The organism is Rhizobium sp. P40RR-XXII (assembly GCF_012641405.1).
GTDB lineage: Bacteria > Pseudomonadota > Alphaproteobacteria > Rhizobiales > Rhizobiaceae > Rhizobium.
In genome coordinates, this window is the sequence record NZ_JABAII010000015.1 from 46,304 (window position 1) to 66,894 (window position 20,591).

Sequence of the window (20,591 nt, forward strand, 5' to 3'; positions counted from 1 at the left end):
GCGGTTTTCCGTTCGGAATTGCAATGAAATAAAGAGTGAGCGCGGTTCAGAGTTTCCATGAAAAGCTGAACCGCTCCAGCTCCAAATTAAACACCTCCAAATAAAAAAGGCGGCCGGGCCGAGCCCGCCGCCTTCCTTTTCAGATGCGATAGCGATCAGATGTCGCTGGCGGCGTTCGTCCAGATTTCCGCGGCCTGTGCTGCGGTCACGCGACGCACATCCGTTTCATCACGGCGGCTGGCGAAGAGTTCGCTTGCCATGATCTGCTCGGCGAGATCGGCGGGCAGGGACAGGAGAACGCGCTGGCCTTCCTTGTGGATGCCGCCAACGTCGGAACGCCTGCCGGTGATCATGCCGCCGGCAACAGTGTTGTTGCTTTCGGGATCGATCAGGATGAAGGAACCGGTCGAACGGTTCTGCTCATAGGGGTCGAAGATGGCGTTCTCGTCGAAGGTCAAGCGAACCTTGCCGATCGCGTTCATCCAGAGCGCCTGCGCCGGCGCCCATGCGCCCGTCTTGAGTTCGAGCTGGGCGATCGGCTGTACCTGCACGCGCTGGCGGCGGCTGCCGCTCTTCAACCAGTAGCGCTTGCCAGGCTCGATGCCCTCAGGCTGCAGTGCGACGATCTGCGCATCGAAAGAGAGGCCGGTCTGCGGCTGACTGTCGATGGCGACGATCATATCGCCGCGCGACACGTCCACCTGGCGATCGAGAACGAGGGTGATGGCATCGCCGGCCACCGCCGCGTTGCGCACCAGATCGAACGTCACGATCCTCGAGACATTGGCGACCATGCCCGACGGCAGGATCATCACGCTGTCTCCCGGCTTCACCGAACCGCCGGCAACCGTCCCCTGATAACCGCGGAAGCTTTCGCCGGGGCGGGAGACGCGCTGCACCGAAAGACGAAAACCGACCGTCTGCGCCGAGCGGACGGTCGCCAGTTCCAGCGTCTCGACCAGCGTCGGGCCGCTGTACCAAGGCATGGCCGCCTGGCCGGAATAGACGACGTTTTCGCCCTTCAGCGCCGACATCGGGATGGCCGTGATCTGCTTGACGCCGAGCGAAAGGGCGAATTCGCGGAATTCGTTGGAAATCTTTTCAAAGCCGGCGCGGTCGTAATTCGTCAGGTCGATCTTGTTGATGGCGAGCACGAACTGCTTGATACCGAGCAGCGAGGCGATTGTCGCGTGCCGGCGGGTCTGTTCAAGGATGCCGAAGCGCGCATCGACCAGCAGCACGGCAAGATCGGCGGTCGAAGCGCCGGTTGCCATATTGCGGGTATATTGCTCGTGGCCGGGCGTGTCGGCGACGATGAAGGAGCGCTTGTCGGTCGAGAAATAGCGGTAGGCGACATCGATGGTGATGCCCTGTTCGCGCTCGGCCTGTAGGCCGTCGAGCAGCAGCGCGAAGTCAGGCAGGCCGAGATCGTTCTGCTTGCCGGTGGAATCGCGCTGGAGCGTGGCGGCCTGGTCTTCCTTGACCGCCTTGGTATCCCAGAGCAGGCGGCCGATCAGCGTCGACTTACCGTCGTCGACACTGCCGCAGGTGATCAGGCGAAGCGGGCGCGAGTCGCGAAGGGCCTTGGCCGGTTCGGCAGCAGGCCCAACAGCGGGAATTGTGACGACGTTGGCGTTTACGGTCATCTCAAAAATATCCTTCGCGCTTCTTCTTTTCCATGGAGCCGGACTGGTCACGGTCGATGGCGCGTCCCTGCCGTTCGGAAACCGTGGCGATTTCCAGCTCTGCAATAATGTCTTCCAGCGTTGTTGCCGTCGAGCGTATGGCGCCCGTCAGCGGGAAGCAGCCGAGCGTGCGGAAGCGGATGAGCTCCTCGCGTTTGGCTTCCCCCGGCAGCAGCTCCAGCCGCGGATCGTCCGCCATGATCATCATGCCTTCGCGCTCGACAATCGGGCGCTTCGCGGCGAAATAGAGCGGCACGATCGGAATATCCTCGGCCTGGATGTAGCGCCAGATATCGACTTCGGTCCAGTTGGAGAGAGGAAAGACGCGAACGCTTTCGCCCTTGCGGATCTGGCCGTTATAGATGTTCCAGAGTTCCGGGCGCTGGTTGCGCGGATCCCAGCGATGGTCCGGTGTGCGGAAGGAATAGATGCGCTCCTTGGCACGCGAGGCTTCCTCGTCGCGGCGGGCACCGCCGAAAGCGGCGTCATACCGGCCGGCATCGAGTGCCTGGCGCAGCGCTTCCGTCTTCATGATATCGGTATAGCGCGCCGAGCCATGGGTGAAGGGCGTAACATTCTCCGCCTTGCCGCGCGGATTGATGTGCTCGATCAGATCGAGATCGTACTTCTTAACGATCTCGTCGCGGAAGGTGATCATTTCGGCGAATTTCCAGCCGGTGTTCACATGCAACAGCGGGAAGGGGACGCGGCCGGGATAGAAGGCCTTGCGCGCCAGATGCAAAAGCACCGACGAATCCTTGCCGATCGAATAGAGCATCACCGGACGCTCGAATTCGGCAGCAACCTCGCGGAAGATATGGATGGACTCGTTTTCCAGCGCCTTGAGATGCGGATCGAGCGGTGGCTTGACGCTTTGCGGATTGGAAATTTCCGTATCCGGACGGCTATCGGGCATTGATGACTCCAGAACTTTCAAGTGTGCCGGCCGGAACATGGGCCGGAAAGAATGGATGCCTTGGCTCCCGGTGGATCGGCGGCGTAGGAAACGCGCCCTGGATCGAAAGCCGAGAGCCGGCGGGTATTTTACTGGGCAGTGGCCGCGGCCTCTTCATGAACGTGAAGACCGCATTCGCGCTTTTCGTCGTTTTCCCACCACCAGCGGCCGGCCCGTTCGGGCTCGCCCGGCTTGATCGCCCGCGTGCAGGGCTCGCAGCCGATCGAGGGATAGCCGCGCGCATGCAGCGGGTTTACCGGAACGCTGTTGTCGGCGACATAAGCGCGGATGACATCGATGTCCCAATCGGCCAGCGGGTTGATCTTGATCAGATTACGCTCCGGATCGAATTCGGCAAAGGGCGTGTCGGCACGGTTGGCGGACTGGCCACGGCGCAGACCGGTGATCCAGATGGTGGCGCCCGAGAGTGCGCGCGCAAGCGGCTTGAGCTTGCGCACGCCACAACAGGCATGCCTGGCTTCGACGCTCTCGTAGAAACCGTTCAGACCGTATTTTTCAGCATAGGCATCGATATCGGCCTGTTCCGGCTCGTAGCGGATGATGCGGATATCGTATTGGCTTTCCGTCTCGTCGATCAGGGCGAGCGTTTCCGGAAAGAGACGGCCGGTCTGTAGGGTCGCCACTTCGATCGGCAGACGATGATTGCCGATCTCCGCCGTGATCACCTGATCTTCTATCCCGAGCGACGTCGTGAACACGGCGCGGCCACCGAGGCCGGCAACAAGGGACAGACGGCCAGCAAGATCGAGCGATGCGAGCTGGCCGTTGAGCGTCGCGGCGTCTTCAATGGATGTAATGGCAGTCATGGGGATCCTGTCCTGATGTTGCCAGGAGTATCGCAGCTCACAAGGATGGCGGACAGAAAAATAGATTTCGAAACGAAGCGGATGGAGAGTAAATATCTCCATGAAGCAGCACCGATAAGGAAAAGCGACCGCCTCGGCTGTTAACCAAGGTGTTTCGCCGCCAGAAGCGGCCCTTTGGAAGCACTTGATATGGCGGGCCATGTTTAAGTGCTTGCTTTAATGTCTATAGAAATAGTAGAGTTACACATAGCTTGTCAAACGGAAATCGGAAGTGATGCCCAAAATGATGCGCTGCTGCGGATTTTGCGCTAAACTATGGGCATAGCGGCTAAGAATGATAACAAGTTTGGGTTGCTGATCTTTCCTGGCGTTGCGCCATGGGTGTGAGTGCTTCGAAACACCCCGGGGACGAGGGTTGAGGAGTTCTAGCTAGAGCGGACCGGCCGAATCCATCGGCCGAACGTATCGCATGTGTGTGTGAAGCGGTTCGAAATGATTACTCAGAAAGCAAAATATGCGTTGCGCGCGCTTTCGGCTTTGGCCCAATCCGAGGCCGGCGAGCCGATGATGATTTCCGACATCGCGGCCCAGCAGAAGATCCCCAAGAAATTCCTGGAGCAGATCCTTCTCGACCTGAAACATCAGGGCATCGTGATCAGCCGCCGTGGCAAGCAGGGCGGATATCTCCTGCGCAAGCCGGCGGATGAGATCACCTTCGGCGAGATACTGCGGGTCATCGATGGGCCTTTGGCGCCGCTGCCCTGTCTGTCGCTCACCGCCTATCGCCGCTGCGACGATTGCGACGGTGAGCAGACCTGCGAAATCCGGCATGTCTTTGCCCGGGTGGCGGATGCGACGCGCAAGGTCCTGTTCTCGACGACCATTGCCGATGCGATTGCTCAGCCGGATAGGGCCGAGGTCACCAGGCTGATGGCTTAGCGCAATTCGCGGTGCGGAATGGCTGACGCCCGGTCAACCGGCGACGTGTTCTTCGCCGGCTTCCTTCTCCATGGCGCGCCGGGCGCGGATCGCCGCTGCGATGAAGACGCGCGACAGGCCGTGATAGAGCGGCTCGCGCGACAGCAGCCGCGACGTCACATAGCCGATCATCGACACTGCCATGATCGGGATGACGGCCTGATGATCGCCCGTCATTTCCAGGATGATGACGAAGGCGGTCATCGGCGCCTGAACCACGCCGGCGAAATAGCCTGCCATGCCGAGAATTGCTGCAAGCGCCACACCGCCGCCGACCAGCGTGCCGACCGTGCTGCCGAAACCGGCGCCGACGGCAAGCGACGGCGCAAAGATGCCGCCGGGAATGCCCGAGATCATCGACAGGAAGCTCGCCAGCAGTTTTTCGAGGAAGAAGAGTTCGGGTAGGGCATGCCCTTCGACCGCGCCGCGGGCCTGCTCGTAGCCGGTGCCGAAGGTCTGGCCGCCAGAGAGCACGCCGACGGCGGCAACGACAAGGCCGCAGAGGCCGGCAAGGATCAGCATGCGCTTGAGCGGCTGCGGCTGTGCCCAGCGGCGGATGCGGATGCCGGCATAGAGTGCCAGCCCGCTGAAGGTAGCGCCGAGCGCGCCGCCGCCGACACCGCAGATCAGCATGACGATCCAATCCCGAAGCATCGTCGGGGCGGCATCGGCCGTGCCGAAATAGTTGTAGCTGCCGGAAAGGCCGAGTGCGGCAAGGCCGGAAAGAATGACGGCGGTCAGAACGAGGCCATTGGCGCGGGATTCATAGGTGCGGCTCATCTCCTCGATGGCAAAGACAATGCCGGCAAGCGGTGTGTTGAAGGCGGCGGCGATACCGGCGGCGGAACCCGCAAGAATAAGCCCCTTTGCCTGCGCCATGCCACCGAAGCGGGCAACCGCCAGCATGAAGGAGGCACCGACCTGCACCGTCGGCCCCTCGCGGCCGATGGAAGCGCCGCTCAGAAGCCCCAATATGGTCAGCACGATCTTGCCGAAGGCCAGCCGTAGCGAGAGCAGCTTCGTGCGATCCTCGTCATGATGCAGATGCCGCGCAGCGATCGCCTGCGGAATGCCGCTCCCTTGCGAATTGGGAAGCAGGGTCGCGGCGAGATAGGCTGATAGCACGAAGCCGAGCGGCGTCAGCAGCAGCGGCAGCAACCATGTCCATTCGCCCGATTGGGTCACACCGGTAAAGGCGCGCTGCGCCAGATCGGCAAGCTTGGCAAAACCGACGCTGATCACGCCGATCGCCAACGCGCCCGTCCAGAAGACCAAACGCGGCCGCCAGAGATTGAACGAACCCCAGAAAACACGGGAACGGCGGAGCAGCTTGGACTTACGGTAGATAGGGGGCATGGGACGCTCTTCAGGACAATTAGAGTCGGAGGATACTATTCGGTCCTGGCAACTGATCTATGCACCGATTGTCGCGCCAGTGCCACAAAACGATGTTTCACCTCGTTGAAAAGGCTTGGCGGCAATGGTCCGAGATAACCGCTCTCCGTCTCCGCCGGACGAATATCCGGCCCCGGCCAAGCAAAATAGTTGCTTTCCGAAAGTACGATCCACGAAGGGGCATCATCCAGACCGAGCCGGAGTTTGACCGGCGCGGGAAGTTCGATGGCCATGGACGCCGTTTCTGGAGGCGAATGGGTAATGGGGAGGACACGCACCTGCTTGGTTCCGTCTGCATCGCTGACAACAAGGGCCAACACGAGGCAAGGGCGATCTTTCACCCCTTCTTCGCGTCCCTCCAGGCGCTCCCTATGCCAGAGATAAGAATAGCGAAAGACGAAGCCGACTTTGACCTCAGCGGGCAGCATGCGGCTTTAGTTCATCGTTAAGATGCTCATGCCCGGCTTCCATCTCAGATGTTTCGACGGCCGCAATATCGGCATCTGAAAGATTCGATGTCAGCTGAACCTGCCTGTCTCGTCGCAGTAGTCGCTGATAGTCTTCGTAAGCGAGCAAAACCGTTCGCGGCCGGCCGTTCTTGGTAATGACAACCGGATCGCGCATGGCCGCATCCTGAAATGCGCCAAAATTCTTGGAAGCTTCAGCGGCAGTTACCGTTTTCATGGCAAGTCTCCTTACCGCAAATATACGGACTTTCCGTAAATCCCGCAAGTTATGCCGTCAAGTTGGCGTTGTCTGCCCCTCCTACCGATCGCTCGTCTCCCACCGCGGATTGATCCACGGCTCCTGGTTCGAGCGTGCCAGTCTCGGCTTGCCGAGGATGTGGTCGGCCGCCTTTTCGCCGGTCATGATCGAGGGACCGTTCAAATTGCCGTAGGTGACGTGCGGGAAGATCGAGCTGTCGGCAACGCGCAGGCCGTCGATGCCGATGACGCGGGTATCGGGATCGACCACCGCCATCGGATCGTCCTTGGAGCCCATCTTGCAGGTGCCGCAGGGGTGATAGGCGCTTTCCAGATGCTCGCGCAGGAAGGTGTCGATCTCATCGTCGGTCCGGACGTTCGCCCCAGGCTGGATTTCCGCGCCGCGATAGTCGTCGAAAGCCTTCTGCCCAAAGATCTCGCGGGTGAGCCGCACGCAATGGCGGAACTTCTCCCAGTCCTCCGGATGGCTCATATAGTTGAAGCGGATCACCGGATCGGCCTTCGGATCGGAGGAGCGCAGGGTCACGTTGCCGCGCGATTTCGACAGGTTATAGCCGACATGCACCTGGAAGCCGTGGCTCTGGGCCGCCGCCTTGCCGTCGTAGCTGATGGCGACCGGCAGGAAGTGATACTGGATATCCGGCTGCTTGACGCCGGGTGCGGAGCGCAGGAAGGCGCAGGCTTCGAACTGGTTCGACGTGCCGAGACCCGATTTGAAGAACATCCATTGCGCTCCGACGATCCCCTGCATGTACCAGGGCAGCCAGGAATAGAGCGATACCGGCTTGAGGCTGGTCTGCTGGAAATAGAATTCCATATGGTCCTGCAGGTTTGCGCCGACACCCGGCCGGTCGGCCTTCACCTCGATCCCCATATCGCGCAGATGCTGCGCAGGCCCGATGCCGGAGAGCATCAGCAGCTTCGGGGAGTTGAACGAGGAGGCGGAGATGATCACCTCGCGGTTCGCCCTGATGATCTCGGTCTTGCCGTTACGCTCCACTTCGACGCCGGTCGCGCGGCCGTTTTCGATGACGATCTTGCGGGCAAAGCAGCGGATGAGCTTCACGTTCGGCCGCTTCAGCGCGGGCTTGAGGTAGGCCGTCGCCGCAGACCAGCGCCGGCCCATCCAGGTCGTCTGCTCCATGAGGCCGAAGCCTTCCTGCTTGCTGCCGTTATAATCCTCGGTCGCCTCGAAGCCGGCCTGCTTGCCGGCTTCGATGAAGGCGTGGAAAAGGGGATTGCGGGCATCGCCGCGGCGCACATGCAGCGGGCCGTCCGTGCCGCGCCAGCCGTCCTCGCCGCCATGCGAATGTTCCATACGCTTGAAATAGGGCAGCACGTCCGCATAGGCCCAGCCTTGAGCGCCGAGCTTCTCCCAGCGATTGAAATCCTCCGCATGACCACGGACATAGACCATGCCGTTGATCGAGGAGGAGCCGCCGATTACCTTGCCGCGCGGGGCGGTGATGCGGCGGTTGTTGAGCTGCGGTTCGGGTTCGGAGAGATAGCCCCAATTGTAGCGATCCATGCTCATCGGCCAGGCAAGTGCTGCCGGCATCTGGATGAACGGGCCGAAGTCGCTGCCGCCGAACTCCAGAACGATGACCGAATGCTTGCCGTCTTCCGACAGGCGGTAAGCCATGGCGGAGCCGGCCGAGCCCGAGCCGACGATGACGAAATCTGCCTGCTGCATAGTTATCTCCCTGTGGCCGCCCTATCCTTCGAGGGCCGCCTTGGCGAGCACTTCAGGATGAGGCGGATCATCGTCCGCGCTTGCGATTGGTTGCTCCTGACCTCCCTTGAGGCGCCGCCGCCGGCGCCCTCAAAGGGAGAAGTTGAGCCCCGAGGTTGCGTTAATAAGGCGCCTGCACCGGCCCCATGCCGACATAAACGGTCTTCAGCTCCGAATAGTGCTCGAGCGCCGCCAGCGAATTTTCGCGGCCGAAGCCGGATTGCTTGGAGCCGCCGAAGGGAATTTCCACCGGCGCGAGATTGTAGGTGTTGATCCACAGTGTGCCGGCCTCGAGCTGGTCGACCATGCGGTGGGCGCGGGTGAGGTCTGCTGTGAAGACGCCGCCGGAAAGACCGAATTCGGTTGCGTTGGCACGGGCGATCACCTCGGCCTCGTCCTCGAAATCGAGAACGCACATGACCGGCCCGAAGATCTCCTCGCGGGCAATCGTCATGTCGTCGGTAACGTCGGCAAATACGGTCGGCTGAATGTAATAGCCTTCGCCGGAGACATTGTTCGGGATGCCGCCGCCGGTCAGCAGCGTCGCGCCTTCGGCCTTGCCCTTTTCGATGTAGGAAAGCACCTTTTCGCGCTGCGCCCAGGAGACCATCGGGCCGATCTGCGTTGCCTCGTCCATCGGATCGCCGATCAACATGGCATCGGTGCGTGCCTTCAGGCGTTTCAGGAATTCGGACTTGATCTTGCTGTTGACGAAGACGCGCGTGCCGTTCGAGCAGACCTGGCCCGTCGAATAGAAGTTGCCGAGCATCGCGCCGCCGACGGCGCTGTCGATATCGGCATCGTCGAACACGATCAGCGGCGACTTGCCGCCGAGCTCCATGGTGACGTGCTTGAGGTTGCCGGCGGCAGAAGCCGCCACCTTACGGCCCGTCGGCACCGAGCCGGTCAGGGAAACCTTCGCGATATCGGGATGGTTGATCAGCAGCGGCCCGGTTTCGCGGTCGCCCTGGATGACATTGTAAAGGCCTTTCGGCAGACCTGCCTCGATGAGGATTTCGGCAATCTTGAGTGCGCCGAGCGGCGTGTTTTCCGAAGGCTTGAATACCATGGCGTTGCCGGCGATGAGGGCTGGAGCGCCTTTCCAGCAGGCGATCTGCTGTGGGTAATTCCATGCGCCGATGCCGACGCAGACGCCGAGCGGCACGCGCTTGGTATAGGCGAAGTCGCCGCCCAGCGGGATGTACGAGCCGTTGAGGCCGGCAGCCGCGATTCCGCCGAAGAATTCGAAGCTGTCGGCGCCGGAGGTCGGGTCGGCAACGATGGTTTCCTGGATCGGCTTGCCCGTATCCAGCGTCTCCAGCTCGGAAAGCTCGCGGTTACGCTCGCGCATGATGTCAGCTGCCCGCTTCAGGATGCGGCCGCGCGCCGTCGGGCTCATGGCAGCCCATTCCGGCTGCGCCCTCTTGGCACTGGCGATCGCCTTTTCGACGATGGCAGGCGTTGCCGCATGCAGGCGGGCGATCACCTCGCCGGTCGCGGGATAGATGCTTTCGATAAGGGTGCCGTCGGTGTCCTCGACATATTCCCCGTCGATGAAATGCGAGGCTTTCGGTTGTGCGCGCATTATAGAACCCTCAATTCTTCGTAGGACACCATGACATGCTCTTGAAAAGCAGGTCGCTCGGTCAGGTTTTCATAGTAGCGCTGCAGCCGCGGATGGGCAGGGCGCTGGATATCGATGTCGAAATAGCGATAGAGAACGTGCCCGAACTGTATGTCGGCCAGCGTCAGATTATCGCCTGCAAGGAAGCGATGCCGTTCGAACTGCGACTCGGCGATGTCAAGCTTCGCACCGAGTGCTGCGACAGCCGCAACGATCGCCTTCTCATCGCGCAGGGCAGGAGCGGTCCGCACCACGCGCCAGAACACCGGGCCGGTGAAATTCAAGGCGATGTTGATCTTGGCCCATTCGGCCCATTTGTCGATCTGCGCGCGGCGCCGCTCGTCCTTCGGCCAGAAGGCATCGTCGCCATATTGCGTGGCGAGATAGCGCAGGATAGCGCCCGTTTCCCATAGCGGCTCGCCATCGCCGTCCCGCAGCACCGGAACAGTGCCATTCGGGTTCATTGCCAGAAATTCGGGCGTGTCGTTGACCCCATATTTGAAGCCTGCATCGATGCGCTCATAGGCAATGCCGAGCTCGCCGATGCACCACATCAGCGCCTGCACATTGGATGACGATTTGCGGCCCCATACGGTCAGCATGGTCTTCAGCCTTTCAACGCGTTGAGGTGAGTCGTCAGATAGCCTTCGGTCAGCGCGATCGACGCCTCGGTGCTGATCGGCGCGGATCTGAGGCCTTGGCGGATATAGAGCCCGTCGATCATGGCGGCCGCACCCTCGGCGATGCGCGCGGCATCGCCGGCCGGGCACAAAGCCTTGAGATTGGCGACGAGGTTCGAATGCAGCCGGCGTGCATAGATGACGAGAAAGCGGCGCGTCTCCTCCGAGCGCTGCGCTTCGGCATAGAAGGCGAGCCAGGCAGCGATCGTTTCCGGCGCGAACTGATCGGCCTGGAAACTGACGCGGATGATGGCGGAAAGCTTTTCACGGGGTGTCTTCGCAGCCCGAAGCGCCATCACGACGCTGTTGCGCAACCGCTGTAGATGAACACGGACGGTTTCGATCAGCAGCTGTTCCTTGCTGCCGAAATAATGATGCGCAAGCGCGGCCGAAACACCAGCCTGCTTGGCGATTTCGGACATGGTGACGGTCAGCGAGCCGTGATCGCCGATCACGCGCATCGCGGCATCCACCAGCGCCTTGCGGCGCACCGGCTCCATTCCAACTTTCGGCATGCGTCAATCCCCAAGGCTGGAGCCAAGTGTATTTTTGATTGACTGATCAATCAATAAAAAAATCACGCAGCGGCGATCCATGCCAAAAAATCCGCAACCTCTTTCCGAGGAGCATTTCTGTGCCATACTTCGTAAGAGGAGGAGGTGCAGTCATGATCGATATTCTTGATGAGGTCCCGCCATCCGCAATGCGCGGCAAATGGGGTTGGTTTGTCGGGCTCGGCATATTGCTATTGATCTGCGGTGGCATCGCCCTTGGCAATCTGTTCATCGCCACCGTCGCTTCGGTCTTTTATGTTGGCATGCTGATGCTGATCGGCGGTATTGTGCATCTGGCCCACGCCGTTCAAGTGAGGGGCTGGGAGCATATCCTGTTCTGGGTTCTCAGCGGCCTGCTTTATACGATTGCCGGCGTGCTTGCCTTCGCCAACCCGCTGCTGGCTTCGGAGGCATTGACGCTGTTCCTTGCCATCGCTCTGCTCATTGCCGGCACGTTTCGTGTCTGGGTCGGCCGCAAGCTGAAGCCGGAGCGCGGCTGGGTCTGGATCGTCATCAGCGGCCTTGCGACCGCAGCGGCCGGTATCGCCATCGCGGTCGGCTGGCCGGTCAACAGCCTCTGGATCCTTGGCCTTTTCCTGGCGTTCGATCTGATCTTCCAGGGCTGGACATTGGTGGCCTTCGGCCTTGTGCTCAGGCGGTAACGGCTCTCCAAAAGGGGTAACGGACTGCTACTTTTTGACAAGGAGCGTGAGCGGCGCTACTCTCTGCCCCTCTGCCCAGTTAGGCGGAGCGATGTTGAGCTGATGTGACGACGGTACCTTCATCTGGAAGCAGGCATGTTCGAGAACACGCCCTGAAGGCACTGGTCGAGGCCGCGGAGCATGCTTCCAGCCAAATTTCCGCGTAACAACATCAAGGGAGGAATATCATGCCAATGGTAACGGTTTCCATCTCCCCGCTTCAGGCTGCTGGCATCCGTGCGGCGGTCGATACCGGCACTTATGCCTCAAGCAGCGAAGTCGTGCGGGAGGCCTTGCGCATGTGGGATGCGGCTCGCAAACGCGATGACGTTTGCGACGTGCCGCGTGCGGCTAACGATGGCGGAGACACGGCAAAAGGCAGCCGTTGCGTCGCCGACATGTTTGCCGATTACGACGCGGAACGGCATACGCATAACTAATTCACAAGCTGCCGGCGACAGCAGCGGCGCATGCCGGCGCGGCTGCCTTCCGTCCTGACGAATGGTTAATATTGCTTTACCATTCATGAAACTTTCACATACGGGAAAGGTTTCGTTGACGCTTATGGCGCATCTTGGGGCGAAAACGCGGTAAATCCAAAGTTTTACTCAAATAAATTAGAACAGAATCCGCAAAGTGGAGATGGGCATGTCACTGACTGCCGCGGTCGAGCCAGGCGTATTGCGCCGATATGCCAGCGACCAGATTGTCACTCTCGCCAAACTCGTCATCGAGAATGCATTTCAGCCAATCGTCGAGGCCGGCACCGGCGCCGTTTTCGGCTACGAGTCCCTCATGCGAGGGCAGGAGCGCATCGGTTTCAGCAGCCCGGTCGATATCCTCGACGAGGCCGAGCGCACCGGCCAGCTTCTCGGTTTGGAACAGATGATCACCAGCCGGGCGCTGGCGAAATTCGCCACCTTGCCCAATATCGCTGCCGCAACCCTTTTCCTCAATCTGGATGTCCGGTTGATCCCGCAAGGCGCGGCATTGCTGGATGGCCTGCTGCAGCACATGCGAAAGGCCGGTATCGCGCCTTCATCCGTCTGCTTCGAATTCTCCGAGCGCTTCGACAATACCATCGTGCCTGGGTTTCACGATCTGGTCGCCAGGATGCGAAACGCCGGCTTCAAGCTGGCGATCGACGATTTCGGCGTCGGTCATGGCGAGATGAAGCTCTTGTCCGATTACCCCGTCGATTATCTGAAGATCGATCGGCACTTCATCGTCGATATCGACCGCAGCGCCCGCAAGCGCCATATCCTCAGGAACCTCGTCAATATCGCCCATGTCCTCGGCACGCGCGTCATCGCCGAAGGTATCGAGACCGAGGCGGAATTCCTGACCTGCCGCGAATTCGGCGTCGATCTCGTCCAGGGCTGGTTCATTGCCCGGCCGACAGTGCTCGTCAACGAGCTCAAGCCGGGCTTTCCGCACCTCCTGCATCTAGGCAAGACGACGCGCAACAGCCAGTCGCTGGATGAAATTCTCATCCGCAAGCAGATCGAGGTGCTGCCGACCATCCGTGAAAGCGACAGCATCGACAGCGTCTTCGAGCTCTTTCGCCGCAATCCGCGCCGGGCCTATTTCCCAGTCGTCAACGCCAATGACGAGCCGCGCGGCATCATCCACGAATACCAGCTCAAGGAATACATCTACCAGCCCTTCGGCCGCGACCTTCTGAAAAACAAGGTCTATGAGCGCTCGATCTCTCATTTCGTCGAAATGGCGCCGATCGTCGGCCTCGATTCCGATGCTGATACGCTGATGGCGATCTTCGCCAACATGGAAAGCAGCGATTGCCTGATCGTCACCGAGGGCACGCATTATGCCGGCATCGTTTCGGCCGCCTCGCTCATCAAGGTCATCAACGAGAAGCAGCTGAAGATCGCCCAGGATCAGAATCCGCTGACCGGCCTGCCGGGCAACAGGGCGATCCACGATTTCATGCAGCATGCCGGCCGGGACGGCGACGAGATCAGGCATTTCTGCTATTGCGACTTCGACAATTTCAAGCCGTTCAACGATGCCTATGGCTTCCATCTCGGCGATCATGCCATTTCCTTGTTCGCAGCGCTGATGCGCCGCTATTTCTTTGCCGAGGGCCATTTCCTCGGCCATGTCGGCGGCGACGATTTCTTCATCGGCGTCACCGGCTGGAGCACGCAGGAGCTGCGCGAGGTTCTGGACCGGCTTCTTGCCGATTTTCATGCCGACGTCCTCGATCTTTACTCGGCCGAGGATCGGGCGGCCGGCCGCATTCGCGGCCACGATCGCAGCGGCGCCGAGGCGGAATTCCCGCTGATGCGTTGCTCCATCGGTATTCTGCAATTGTCCGAGGGACTGGTGATCGACAATATCAACCGCGTCAGCACCTCCATTGCGGGTATCAAGACGAAGGCAAAGGAAAGCGATACCGGCGTCGCATTCCTGTGCCTGACCGAGACGAATTGACGCCCTCCCGTCCCCGCTCCTTTTCAAGTGGTCTGCGCTAAACTATCTCCACTGCTTTGCTGGGAGAGGAGATTGCGCCATGCCCTTGCCATCTGAAATGCGTTTCGTGGATTTGCCATCCTTTGGCGGGCCGGAGGTCATGACCATCGCCCGCCGGCCTTTGCCGGTCCTGAAACCGGGCGAGATCCTCGTCCGGGTCGAGGCTGCCGGTGTCAACCGCCCGGATGTGGCGCAACGGCAAGGCACCTATCCGCCGCCGAAGGATGCGAGCCCCATCCTGGGTCTCGAAATCGCCGGCGAAGTCGTCGATGTCGCGCCCGGCGTGACGGAGTTTGCCATCGGCAACAAGGTCTGTGGTCTCGCCAACGGCGGAGGCTACGCCGAATATTGCGTGCTTCCCGCCGGCCAGGCGCTTCGTTTCCCGAACGGTTACGATGCCGTGCGCGCCGCTGCAGTCCCCGAGACATTCTTCACCGTCTGGGCCAATCTCTTCCAGATGGCCGGCATTACCGAAGGCGAAAGCGTGCTGATCCATGGTGGTTCCAGCGGCATCGGCACGACGGCTATCCAGCTCGCCCAGGCCTTCGGGGCAACGGTCTACACCACGGCCGGCTCGAAAGAAAAGTGCGAGGCTTGCGAGAAGCTCGGCGCAAAGCGGGCGATCAATTATAGAGAAGAGGATTTCGCCGAGGTCATCGCGGCGGAGACGGGTCATGGCGTCGATGTCATCCTCGACATGATCGGTGCGGCCTATCTGGAAAAGAATCTCGCCTCGCTCGCGCGCGATGGCTGCCTTTCGATCATCGCCTTCCTAGGCGGTGCAGTTGCCGACAAGGTCAATCTGGCGCCGGTGATGGTGAAGCGACTGACCGTGACCGGTTCGACCATGCGTCCACGCACCGCCGAGGAAAAACGCGCCATTCGCGACGACCTCTTCTCCCAGGTCTGGCCGCTGCTGGACGAGGGCACGGTTGCCCCCGTCATTTACAGGACCTTCTCGTTTGATGATGTGGTCGAGGCTCATCGGCTGATGGAGACCAGCGACCACATCGGCAAGATCATGCTGAAGCTGGCCTGATCGTGAAGGACAGCGCGATGGCGATCAGGCCGGGTATCGCCATCAGGGCGTAAAGCCAGGTCGCGGCGGAGAGGCCGCCGGCGATGCCGCCCGGATGGGTCAGGCCCGCGCCGTTGACGATGACGCCGGCAAGGGCGGCGCCGAACGCGCCGCCCAGCGATTGCGTCATCGAAATCGCCGCGGAAGCCTTGTCCTGGTCGGTTCTGCTGGCAATGCTGATGACTTTGGTCACGAGATGCGCCCAGCCTAACCCGACGCCGAACCCCATCAGGAACATGGCGATCGCGGCGGGCGCAAACTTGGCGACGTCGTCGAAAGGAGTGGTCGTGGCCAGGAAGGGAATGAGCGATGCGGTTGCGGCAGTTTCCAGGATACAGCCGGCAATGATGGCGATGGCGGCCTGCCTGCCCGAAAACGTGGCGCTGAAGAAGGCTGCGATCGTCCACCCCAATGCGACGAGCGCGACGAGATAGCCTGAGACCAGCGGCGTGACGCCATGCAGGGTCTGCAGGAAATAGGGGATGTAGATGTCGCTCGTCAGCACCATCATAAGCGTGAACATCGTGAGATAGAGTCCCGAGATGGGATTGGTGAGCATCACGGCGCCATGGGGAAACAGGCGTGTTTCGCTCTTTCTCTCGATTGCCACCATCATCGCGACGAATGCGATCGAAGCTGCGATCAGCACGACCTTGTACGATCCATGCTCCATCGTGCTGGCGATGTTGACGAACAGGACGGCCGTCAGCAGCAGCGCAATCTGAATGAGCGGCGTCCTCGTGTCAGCCCGATCATCCGCGACGTCAGGCAGTAGCCAGCGTGCGGAAAGCGCCATGATCACGGTCAGCGGCACAAGGATGATGAAGGCCTCGCGCCAGGCGCCCCCCGCGGCGAAGAGGCCGCCGAGCGTCGGGCCGAGCACCGTCGCCACACCCCATATGGCGGCATAGAGCGTGGACGCCTTGCGCCAGAGTATCTCCGGATAAACGAAACGAATGAAAGCATAGGCAAGGCCGGACAACATGCCCGCGCCATAACCCTGGACGGCGCGACCGATGAGCAATACGGGCATCGCCGGCGCGATCGCGCAAACCAGGCTTCCGGCGCCGAATATGATCGCCGCTGAAATATAGACGGCGCGCAAGCCCATGCCCTTCGGCCGGGTTGCGACCGTGATCGAACCGAGCACGCCGGCGGCGACGAAGAGCGTCGTCATCCATGAGAATAATTCGAGGCCGCCGATATCCCGGACGATCGAGGGCGCGATCGTGGCGGTAATATAGGACTCGACGGCATAGAGCGTCACGCCGCCGCCGAGCATCAGCGTCGCGGGCAGGAGTTTCGATGAGAATAAGGTGAAGACGGAAGAGGATGGAGTGGAAGCGGTATTTTCGATGCTGGACATCAAACGATCCTCGGTATTTTCCCTAGCGGTTGATTATTTTCCAAGTTATAATTTGGAAAATTACATGGCCATCGGATTAAAACAAGAGAAAACTTGGAAAAATGCGTCAATCGCCCGTCAATCGAATCCTAATCCTGTTGAAAACCGAGGGGCCGCAACTGGCGGCAGCCGTCGGCGACGCGCTCGGCATATCGTCCGAGGCGGCGCGTCAGCAGCTGACGAAGATGGCGGAGGAGGGGCTGGTCGAGCCGGTGGCGGAGGCTGCGGCTGGCAGGGGCAGGCCGCGACAGTTCTGGCACCTGACGGCGGCCGGTAACAAGCAATTTCCCGACGGCCATGCGGATCTGACCGCTACCTTGCTTGCGACCATGGTCAGCCAGCTGGGGCAGGGCGCCGTCGACACCGTCATCTCCGCCCGTGAAACGGAAACGCTTCGGCGCTATCGCAGCGAAATCGACCTCGCGGCCGATCTGCCGTCACGCGTCGCAAGCCTCGCCGCCATCCGCACGCAGGAAGGCTACATGGCCGATCACTGGCAGGACGAGGATGGCTCGCTCATGCTGGTGGAAAATCATTGTCCCATCTGCGCCGCCGCGTGTGCCTGCTCCGGCTTTTGCCGCTCTGAGCTCGAAACCTTCCGCATAGTTCTTGGCGCGCAGGTGGAGCGAGAGGAACATATTCTCCTCGGCGCCAGACGTTGCGCCTACCGGATTTGGCCGACCGTCTGAGCAGCGGGGTTTTCGACACCGGCAGGTGTCGTCGGCGATTGGCAAGCCAGGGTGCAACGGCTATCACTGGCATCCAGCAAATCAAAGGCCAGATACCACCATGTCCAATCCCGTTTGCGTCGAAGTCACCCGTGGCAACCAGGTCGAAAGCCATCATCGCGGCTCGGTTGTTGTAGTCGATGGCGATGGAAAGCTGGTATTCTCGGTCGGCGATATTGAGAGCGGCGCCTTTCCGCGCTCGGCCTGCAAGGCGATGCAGGCCCTGCCGCTGGTCGAAAGCGGTGCCGCGGATGCCTATGGCTTCGGCGACAAGGAATTGGCGCTCGCCTGCTCCTCCCACAATGGCGAGGATGAGCATGTTGCGCTCGCCGCCTCGATGCTGGCGCGCGCCGGCCGCGATGTCGATGCGCTCGAATGCGGTGCGCATTGGTCCTTCGACCCGAAGACAACAATCCATCAGGCACGCACCATCGAGAAGCCGACCGCGCTGCATAATAATTGCTCCGGCAAGCATGCCGGCTTCATCTGCGCCTGCTGCCATCAGGATATCGATCCCAAAGGTTATGTCGGCTACGATCACCCGCTGCAGCAGCAGATTCGCGACACCATGCAGAGCCTGACCGGCGCCGTCCTTGCCCACGATAATTGCGGCACGGATGGCTGCTCGATCCCGACCTATGCGGTGCCGCTCAAGGGATTGGCCCATGGTTTTGCCAGGATGGCGACCGGCGTCGGCCTGGAGCCGCTGCGCGCCAAGGCATCACGCCGGCTGTTCGAGGCCTGCATGGCCGAGCCCTTCTATGTCGCCGGCACCGATCGAGCCTGCACCAAGCTCATGCAGATCGCTCCCGGCCGTATCTTCGCCAAGACCGGCGCCGAAGGCGTGTTCTGCGCCGCAATCCCCGAACAGGGCATCGCCATCGCGCTCAAATGCGACGATGGTACCACTCGCGCGGCGGAGGTCATGGTTGCGGCCACGCTGGCTCGCTTCTTCGAAAAGGAGAGCGCGGTTCATGCCGGCCTCATGGCGATGGCGGACAGATCGTTCAGGAACTGGAACGGCATCCATGTCGGCGATATCATGCCGGCGGCCATACTCACTGCCTAGCCGCCGATCTCCGGTTCAGCCGATCGTCCGCCGCGCCGTCACATGCTGCCGGACGATCCTGTATTCTTTCCAGATCAGGACCATGACGACAAAGTCGAAGACGGTGAGGATGATGAGGCCGATGCCGTGCGTGTTGGCAAAACGGTACAGCTGGTAGACGATGAAAAGCCCCAGGGCGACCAGCGAAGCCGGATAGGCCCACATCTTGCCCCTGAGCAGCCCGATGACAAGCAGCACCTTCACCAACCCGTGGCTCAGCAGATAATAGGCGTAGAAGTTCTTGGTGCCGACCGAGAAATCCTGCGCCCAGGTCAGCAGGTGTGTCGCGATAAAGTCCCTGGGGTCGTTGAGCAGCTCGGGCTGCGTGATCCTGTTTGCCAGGCGAAGGATGGACTCGGTGCTGACGAGCGCGAGCGCAATGCCACCGCTGCATTCGATCAGGGCATGCGCACCCTTCAAGAGGACGCTGATTTCGAAGAGCTGATGAATGCGGCGTTCGTTCACGGGCGATCTCTTGGGCATGGTGATGCAGGCTTGAATGGCGACGACGGCAAGGCAAGCCAATGTCCAGCCGGCATAGGATCAATCTTCGACCGCATCATGATGACGATAACGCAAATCCCGGCGTGGCGTCTCGATTCCGCCGGGCGGATGCGCAACCGGCGTCAGGCCAGCAAGAGCGGAACCTCGGTCTCCCGGTAGGGCGCCAGGCTCTCCTCCGCAACATCCGACGGCACAATCAGGCCGGACACATCCCTTATCGGCAGAATCTGGCATGGTGAGGCCGCATCGAGCTTTTCACTCGTCGCCAGCACATAGGTTTCGGCCGAGCATTGGGCGATATGCCGCTTGATGGCCGCTTCCTCGAAATCACCGGTCGAAAAGCCGCGGGCGGGATGGATGGCAGTGACGCCGAGAAAGAAGATATCCGCCCTGATGGATGCGATCGCCGCCATGGCGGCAGCACCCGTCGCCACCATCGAATGTTTGTAGAGCTTGCCGCCGATCAGGATTACCTCGGCGGCGGCATGATGCTCCAGCTCGCCTGCTATCGTCGGGCTGTGGGTGACGATGGTGACGGCGAGATCCTTCGGGAGCTGACGGGCGATCTCGGCATTCGTGGTGCCGCCATCGAGGAACACGGTCTGTCCTGGCTGGATCATGTTCGCGGCATAGGCGCCAAGCCGGCGCTTTGCCTCCGATGAAACTGCCTGCCGGGTCGTAAAATCCGGCAAATCAGGCGAAAGCGGCAGCGCGCCGCCATGCACCCGCTTCAGCAGCTTCTCCGCCGCCATGTCCCTAAGATCCCTGCGGATCGTGTCTTCGGAAAGGCCGAGATCGTCCGCCAGAACCTTGGCGATCACTTGGCCATCCCGGCGCAATCGATCGAGGATGAGGGCTTTGCGTTGGCTGGTCAGCATATCGTCCCCTGCACGTTACTTCACGAATAATCGTGAATTTATCAGAAACGATTCGACATTCAAGAAAATATGCGCATATTCGTGCAAATTCCTGCGGGAAGCAGGAGCTAGAAATGGAGACATGACATGTTGATCTTGATTGCCGGGCCTTATCGCTCCGGCACCGGAGACGATCCGAAGAAGATGGCCGAGAACCTCAAGCACCTGGAGGAGCCATCCTACGCCCTGTTCAAGGCCGGGCATCTGCCGATGATTGGCGAATGGGTTGCCCTGCCGGTCTGGCATGCGGCCGGCGGCAAGAGCATCGGCGACGATCTCTATGAAGAGATATTCCATCCGACCGCGGGCCGCCTGCTGCAGCTTTGCGAGGGTGTGCTCAGATTGCCCGGCGACTCCAAGGGCGCCGACAATGATGTCCGCATCGCTCGCGAGCGCGGCATTCCCGTCTGGTATAGTCTTGAAGACGTGCCCGGCTGCGCATAAGCACTGCTGCCCATTCCTGCGGCTCGATGCCGTGGGGATGGGCTTCGATCCGATCGAT

21 protein-coding genes are annotated in these 20,591 nt (G+C 60.9%); 8 read left to right on the forward strand and 13 right to left on the reverse strand.

What is annotated here, in order from left to right; all coding sequences use genetic code 11:
* Positions 1-155: 155 nt before the first annotated feature.
* From cysN to HGP16_RS24390, 3 genes are all read right to left on the reverse strand, one after another.
* Positions 156-1,646 carry a sulfate adenylyltransferase subunit CysN gene (gene cysN, locus HGP16_RS24380; protein WP_168842569.1) on the reverse strand — a complete coding sequence of 497 codons (1,491 nt, stop codon included), beginning with the start codon at positions 1,644-1,646 and terminating at the stop codon, positions 156-158.
* Between the two features lies 1 nt (position 1,647).
* Positions 1,648-2,601 (reverse strand): sulfate adenylyltransferase subunit CysD, encoded by a 954-nt coding sequence (gene cysD, locus HGP16_RS24385; protein ID WP_168842570.1) that lies wholly within the window; start codon positions 2,599-2,601, stop codon positions 1,648-1,650.
* Positions 2,602-2,729: 128 nt separating this feature from the next.
* Positions 2,730-3,467: a phosphoadenylyl-sulfate reductase gene (locus HGP16_RS24390; RefSeq protein WP_168842571.1), complete on the reverse strand. Its 738-nt coding sequence runs from the start codon at positions 3,465-3,467 to the stop codon at positions 2,730-2,732.
* Between the two features lie 492 nt (positions 3,468-3,959).
* Between HGP16_RS24390 and HGP16_RS24395 the strand changes: the two genes are divergently transcribed.
* Positions 3,960-4,406 carry an RrF2 family transcriptional regulator gene (locus HGP16_RS24395; RefSeq protein WP_168842572.1) on the forward strand — a complete coding sequence of 149 codons (447 nt, stop codon included), beginning with the start codon at positions 3,960-3,962 and terminating at the stop codon, positions 4,404-4,406.
* Between the two features lie 33 nt (positions 4,407-4,439).
* Here HGP16_RS24395 and HGP16_RS24400 read toward each other — a convergent pair whose 3' ends face one another.
* The 7 genes from HGP16_RS24400 to betI form a co-directional block, all read right to left on the reverse strand.
* Positions 4,440-5,801 (reverse strand): chloride channel protein, encoded by a 1,362-nt coding sequence (locus HGP16_RS24400; RefSeq protein WP_168842573.1) that lies wholly within the window; start codon positions 5,799-5,801, stop codon positions 4,440-4,442.
* Between the two features lie 35 nt (positions 5,802-5,836).
* Entirely contained in the window at positions 5,837-6,268 is a 432-nt protein-coding gene (locus HGP16_RS24405) for a plasmid maintenance toxin (PemK-like) (protein WP_168842574.1), read from the reverse strand.
* Entirely contained in the window at positions 6,255-6,524 is a 270-nt protein-coding gene (locus tag HGP16_RS24410; RefSeq protein ID WP_168842575.1) for a type II toxin-antitoxin system Phd/YefM family antitoxin, read from the reverse strand. Before HGP16_RS24410 ends, HGP16_RS24405 begins: the two co-directional genes overlap by 14 nt.
* 81 nt (positions 6,525-6,605) lie before the next feature.
* Positions 6,606-8,258 carry a choline dehydrogenase gene (gene betA / locus HGP16_RS24415; protein ID WP_168842576.1) on the reverse strand — a complete coding sequence of 551 codons (1,653 nt, stop codon included), beginning with the start codon at positions 8,256-8,258 and terminating at the stop codon, positions 6,606-6,608.
* A 160-nt stretch (positions 8,259-8,418) separates the two neighbouring features.
* A complete protein-coding gene (betB, locus tag HGP16_RS24420; protein ID WP_168842577.1) occupies positions 8,419-9,882 on the reverse strand; it encodes a betaine-aldehyde dehydrogenase in 1,464 nt (487 codons plus the stop codon).
* Positions 9,882-10,523, reverse strand: coding sequence for a glutathione S-transferase family protein (locus HGP16_RS24425; protein ID WP_168842578.1), 642 nt, complete (start codon positions 10,521-10,523; stop codon positions 9,882-9,884). The genes betB and HGP16_RS24425 overlap by 1 nt, the downstream gene beginning before the upstream one ends.
* 5 nt (positions 10,524-10,528) lie before the next feature.
* Positions 10,529-11,116, reverse strand: a complete 588-nt coding sequence (gene betI / locus HGP16_RS24430; RefSeq protein ID WP_168842579.1) for a transcriptional regulator BetI — start codon at positions 11,114-11,116, stop codon at positions 10,529-10,531.
* Between the two features lie 152 nt (positions 11,117-11,268).
* Between betI and HGP16_RS24435 the strand changes: the two genes are divergently transcribed.
* From HGP16_RS24435 to HGP16_RS24450, 4 genes are all read left to right on the forward strand, one after another.
* Positions 11,269-11,817, forward strand: coding sequence for an HdeD family acid-resistance protein (locus HGP16_RS24435; RefSeq protein ID WP_168842580.1), 549 nt, complete (start codon positions 11,269-11,271; stop codon positions 11,815-11,817).
* A 227-nt stretch (positions 11,818-12,044) separates the two neighbouring features.
* Positions 12,045-12,296: a type II toxin-antitoxin system ParD family antitoxin gene (locus HGP16_RS24440; protein ID WP_168842581.1), complete on the forward strand. Its 252-nt coding sequence runs from the start codon at positions 12,045-12,047 to the stop codon at positions 12,294-12,296.
* Positions 12,297-12,504: 208 nt separating this feature from the next.
* Positions 12,505-14,310 carry a GGDEF domain-containing protein gene (locus HGP16_RS24445; RefSeq protein ID WP_168842582.1) on the forward strand — a complete coding sequence of 602 codons (1,806 nt, stop codon included), beginning with the start codon at positions 12,505-12,507 and terminating at the stop codon, positions 14,308-14,310.
* 79 nt (positions 14,311-14,389) lie between these two features.
* Complete coding sequence (locus HGP16_RS24450) at positions 14,390-15,388, forward strand: NAD(P)H-quinone oxidoreductase (protein WP_168842583.1); 999 nt, start codon at positions 14,390-14,392, stop codon at positions 15,386-15,388.
* Here HGP16_RS24450 and HGP16_RS24455 read toward each other — a convergent pair.
* Positions 15,369-16,793 (reverse strand): MFS transporter, encoded by a 1,425-nt coding sequence (locus tag HGP16_RS24455; protein WP_168842584.1) that lies wholly within the window; start codon positions 16,791-16,793, stop codon positions 15,369-15,371. The genes HGP16_RS24450 and HGP16_RS24455 overlap by 20 nt on opposite strands.
* Positions 16,794-16,894: 101 nt before the next feature.
* Here HGP16_RS24455 and HGP16_RS24460 point away from each other — a divergent pair, with 101 nt between their 5' ends.
* Both HGP16_RS24460 and HGP16_RS24465 read left to right on the forward strand, forming a co-directional pair.
* On the forward strand, positions 16,895-17,521 hold the full coding sequence (locus HGP16_RS24460; protein WP_168842585.1) for a metalloregulator ArsR/SmtB family transcription factor: 627 nt from the start codon (positions 16,895-16,897) through the stop codon (positions 17,519-17,521).
* Between the two features lie 100 nt (positions 17,522-17,621).
* The gene (locus HGP16_RS24465; RefSeq protein WP_168842586.1) at positions 17,622-18,629 is read left to right on the forward strand and encodes an asparaginase; all 1,008 of its coding nucleotides are present in this window, start codon (positions 17,622-17,624) and stop codon (positions 18,627-18,629) included.
* 15 nt (positions 18,630-18,644) lie between these two features.
* On the opposite strand, the gene HGP16_RS24470 is transcribed toward HGP16_RS24465, so the two are convergent.
* Positions 18,645-19,133: a DUF2127 domain-containing protein gene (locus HGP16_RS24470; RefSeq protein ID WP_168842587.1), complete on the reverse strand. Its 489-nt coding sequence runs from the start codon at positions 19,131-19,133 to the stop codon at positions 18,645-18,647.
* 161 nt (positions 19,134-19,294) lie between these two features.
* Entirely contained in the window at positions 19,295-20,050 is a 756-nt protein-coding gene (locus tag HGP16_RS24475) for a DeoR/GlpR family DNA-binding transcription regulator (protein WP_168842588.1), read from the reverse strand.
* A gap of 126 nt (positions 20,051-20,176) precedes the next feature.
* Here HGP16_RS24475 and HGP16_RS24480 point away from each other — a divergent pair, with 126 nt between their 5' ends.
* Positions 20,177-20,533 carry a DUF4406 domain-containing protein gene (locus tag HGP16_RS24480; protein WP_168842589.1) on the forward strand — a complete coding sequence of 119 codons (357 nt, stop codon included), beginning with the start codon at positions 20,177-20,179 and terminating at the stop codon, positions 20,531-20,533.
* The last annotated feature ends 58 nt before the right edge of the window (positions 20,534-20,591 follow it).

Coding starts and splice junctions, on each gene's coding strand:
- cysN (WP_168842569.1), bottom strand. CDS start 1,646: ATGACCGTAAACGCCAACGTCGTCACAATTCCCGCTGTTGGGCCTGCT.
- cysD (WP_168842570.1), bottom strand. CDS start 2,601: ATGCCCGATAGCCGTCCGGATACGGAAATTTCCAATCCGCAAAGCGTC.
- HGP16_RS24390 (WP_168842571.1), bottom strand. CDS start 3,467: ATGACTGCCATTACATCCATTGAAGACGCCGCGACGCTCAACGGCCAG.
- HGP16_RS24395 (WP_168842572.1), top strand. CDS start 3,960: ATGATTACTCAGAAAGCAAAATATGCGTTGCGCGCGCTTTCGGCTTTG.
- HGP16_RS24400 (WP_168842573.1), bottom strand. CDS start 5,801: ATGCCCCCTATCTACCGTAAGTCCAAGCTGCTCCGCCGTTCCCGTGTT.
- HGP16_RS24405 (WP_168842574.1), bottom strand. CDS start 6,268: ATGCTGCCCGCTGAGGTCAAAGTCGGCTTCGTCTTTCGCTATTCTTAT.
- HGP16_RS24410 (WP_168842575.1), bottom strand. CDS start 6,524: ATGAAAACGGTAACTGCCGCTGAAGCTTCCAAGAATTTTGGCGCATTT.
- betA (WP_168842576.1), bottom strand. CDS start 8,258: ATGCAGCAGGCAGATTTCGTCATCGTCGGCTCGGGCTCGGCCGGCTCC.
- betB (WP_168842577.1), bottom strand. CDS start 9,882: ATGCGCGCACAACCGAAAGCCTCGCATTTCATCGACGGGGAATATGTC.
- HGP16_RS24425 (WP_168842578.1), bottom strand. CDS start 10,523: ATGCTGACCGTATGGGGCCGCAAATCGTCATCCAATGTGCAGGCGCTG.
- betI (WP_168842579.1), bottom strand. CDS start 11,116: ATGCCGAAAGTTGGAATGGAGCCGGTGCGCCGCAAGGCGCTGGTGGAT.
- HGP16_RS24435 (WP_168842580.1), top strand. CDS start 11,269: ATGATCGATATTCTTGATGAGGTCCCGCCATCCGCAATGCGCGGCAAA.
- HGP16_RS24440 (WP_168842581.1), top strand. CDS start 12,045: ATGCCAATGGTAACGGTTTCCATCTCCCCGCTTCAGGCTGCTGGCATC.
- HGP16_RS24445 (WP_168842582.1), top strand. CDS start 12,505: ATGTCACTGACTGCCGCGGTCGAGCCAGGCGTATTGCGCCGATATGCC.
- HGP16_RS24450 (WP_168842583.1), top strand. CDS start 14,390: ATGCCCTTGCCATCTGAAATGCGTTTCGTGGATTTGCCATCCTTTGGC.
- HGP16_RS24455 (WP_168842584.1), bottom strand. CDS start 16,793: ATGTCCAGCATCGAAAATACCGCTTCCACTCCATCCTCTTCCGTCTTC.
- HGP16_RS24460 (WP_168842585.1), top strand. CDS start 16,895: ATGCGTCAATCGCCCGTCAATCGAATCCTAATCCTGTTGAAAACCGAG.
- HGP16_RS24465 (WP_168842586.1), top strand. CDS start 17,622: ATGTCCAATCCCGTTTGCGTCGAAGTCACCCGTGGCAACCAGGTCGAA.
- HGP16_RS24475 (WP_168842588.1), bottom strand. CDS start 20,050: ATGCTGACCAGCCAACGCAAAGCCCTCATCCTCGATCGATTGCGCCGG.
- HGP16_RS24480 (WP_168842589.1), top strand. CDS start 20,177: ATGTTGATCTTGATTGCCGGGCCTTATCGCTCCGGCACCGGAGACGAT.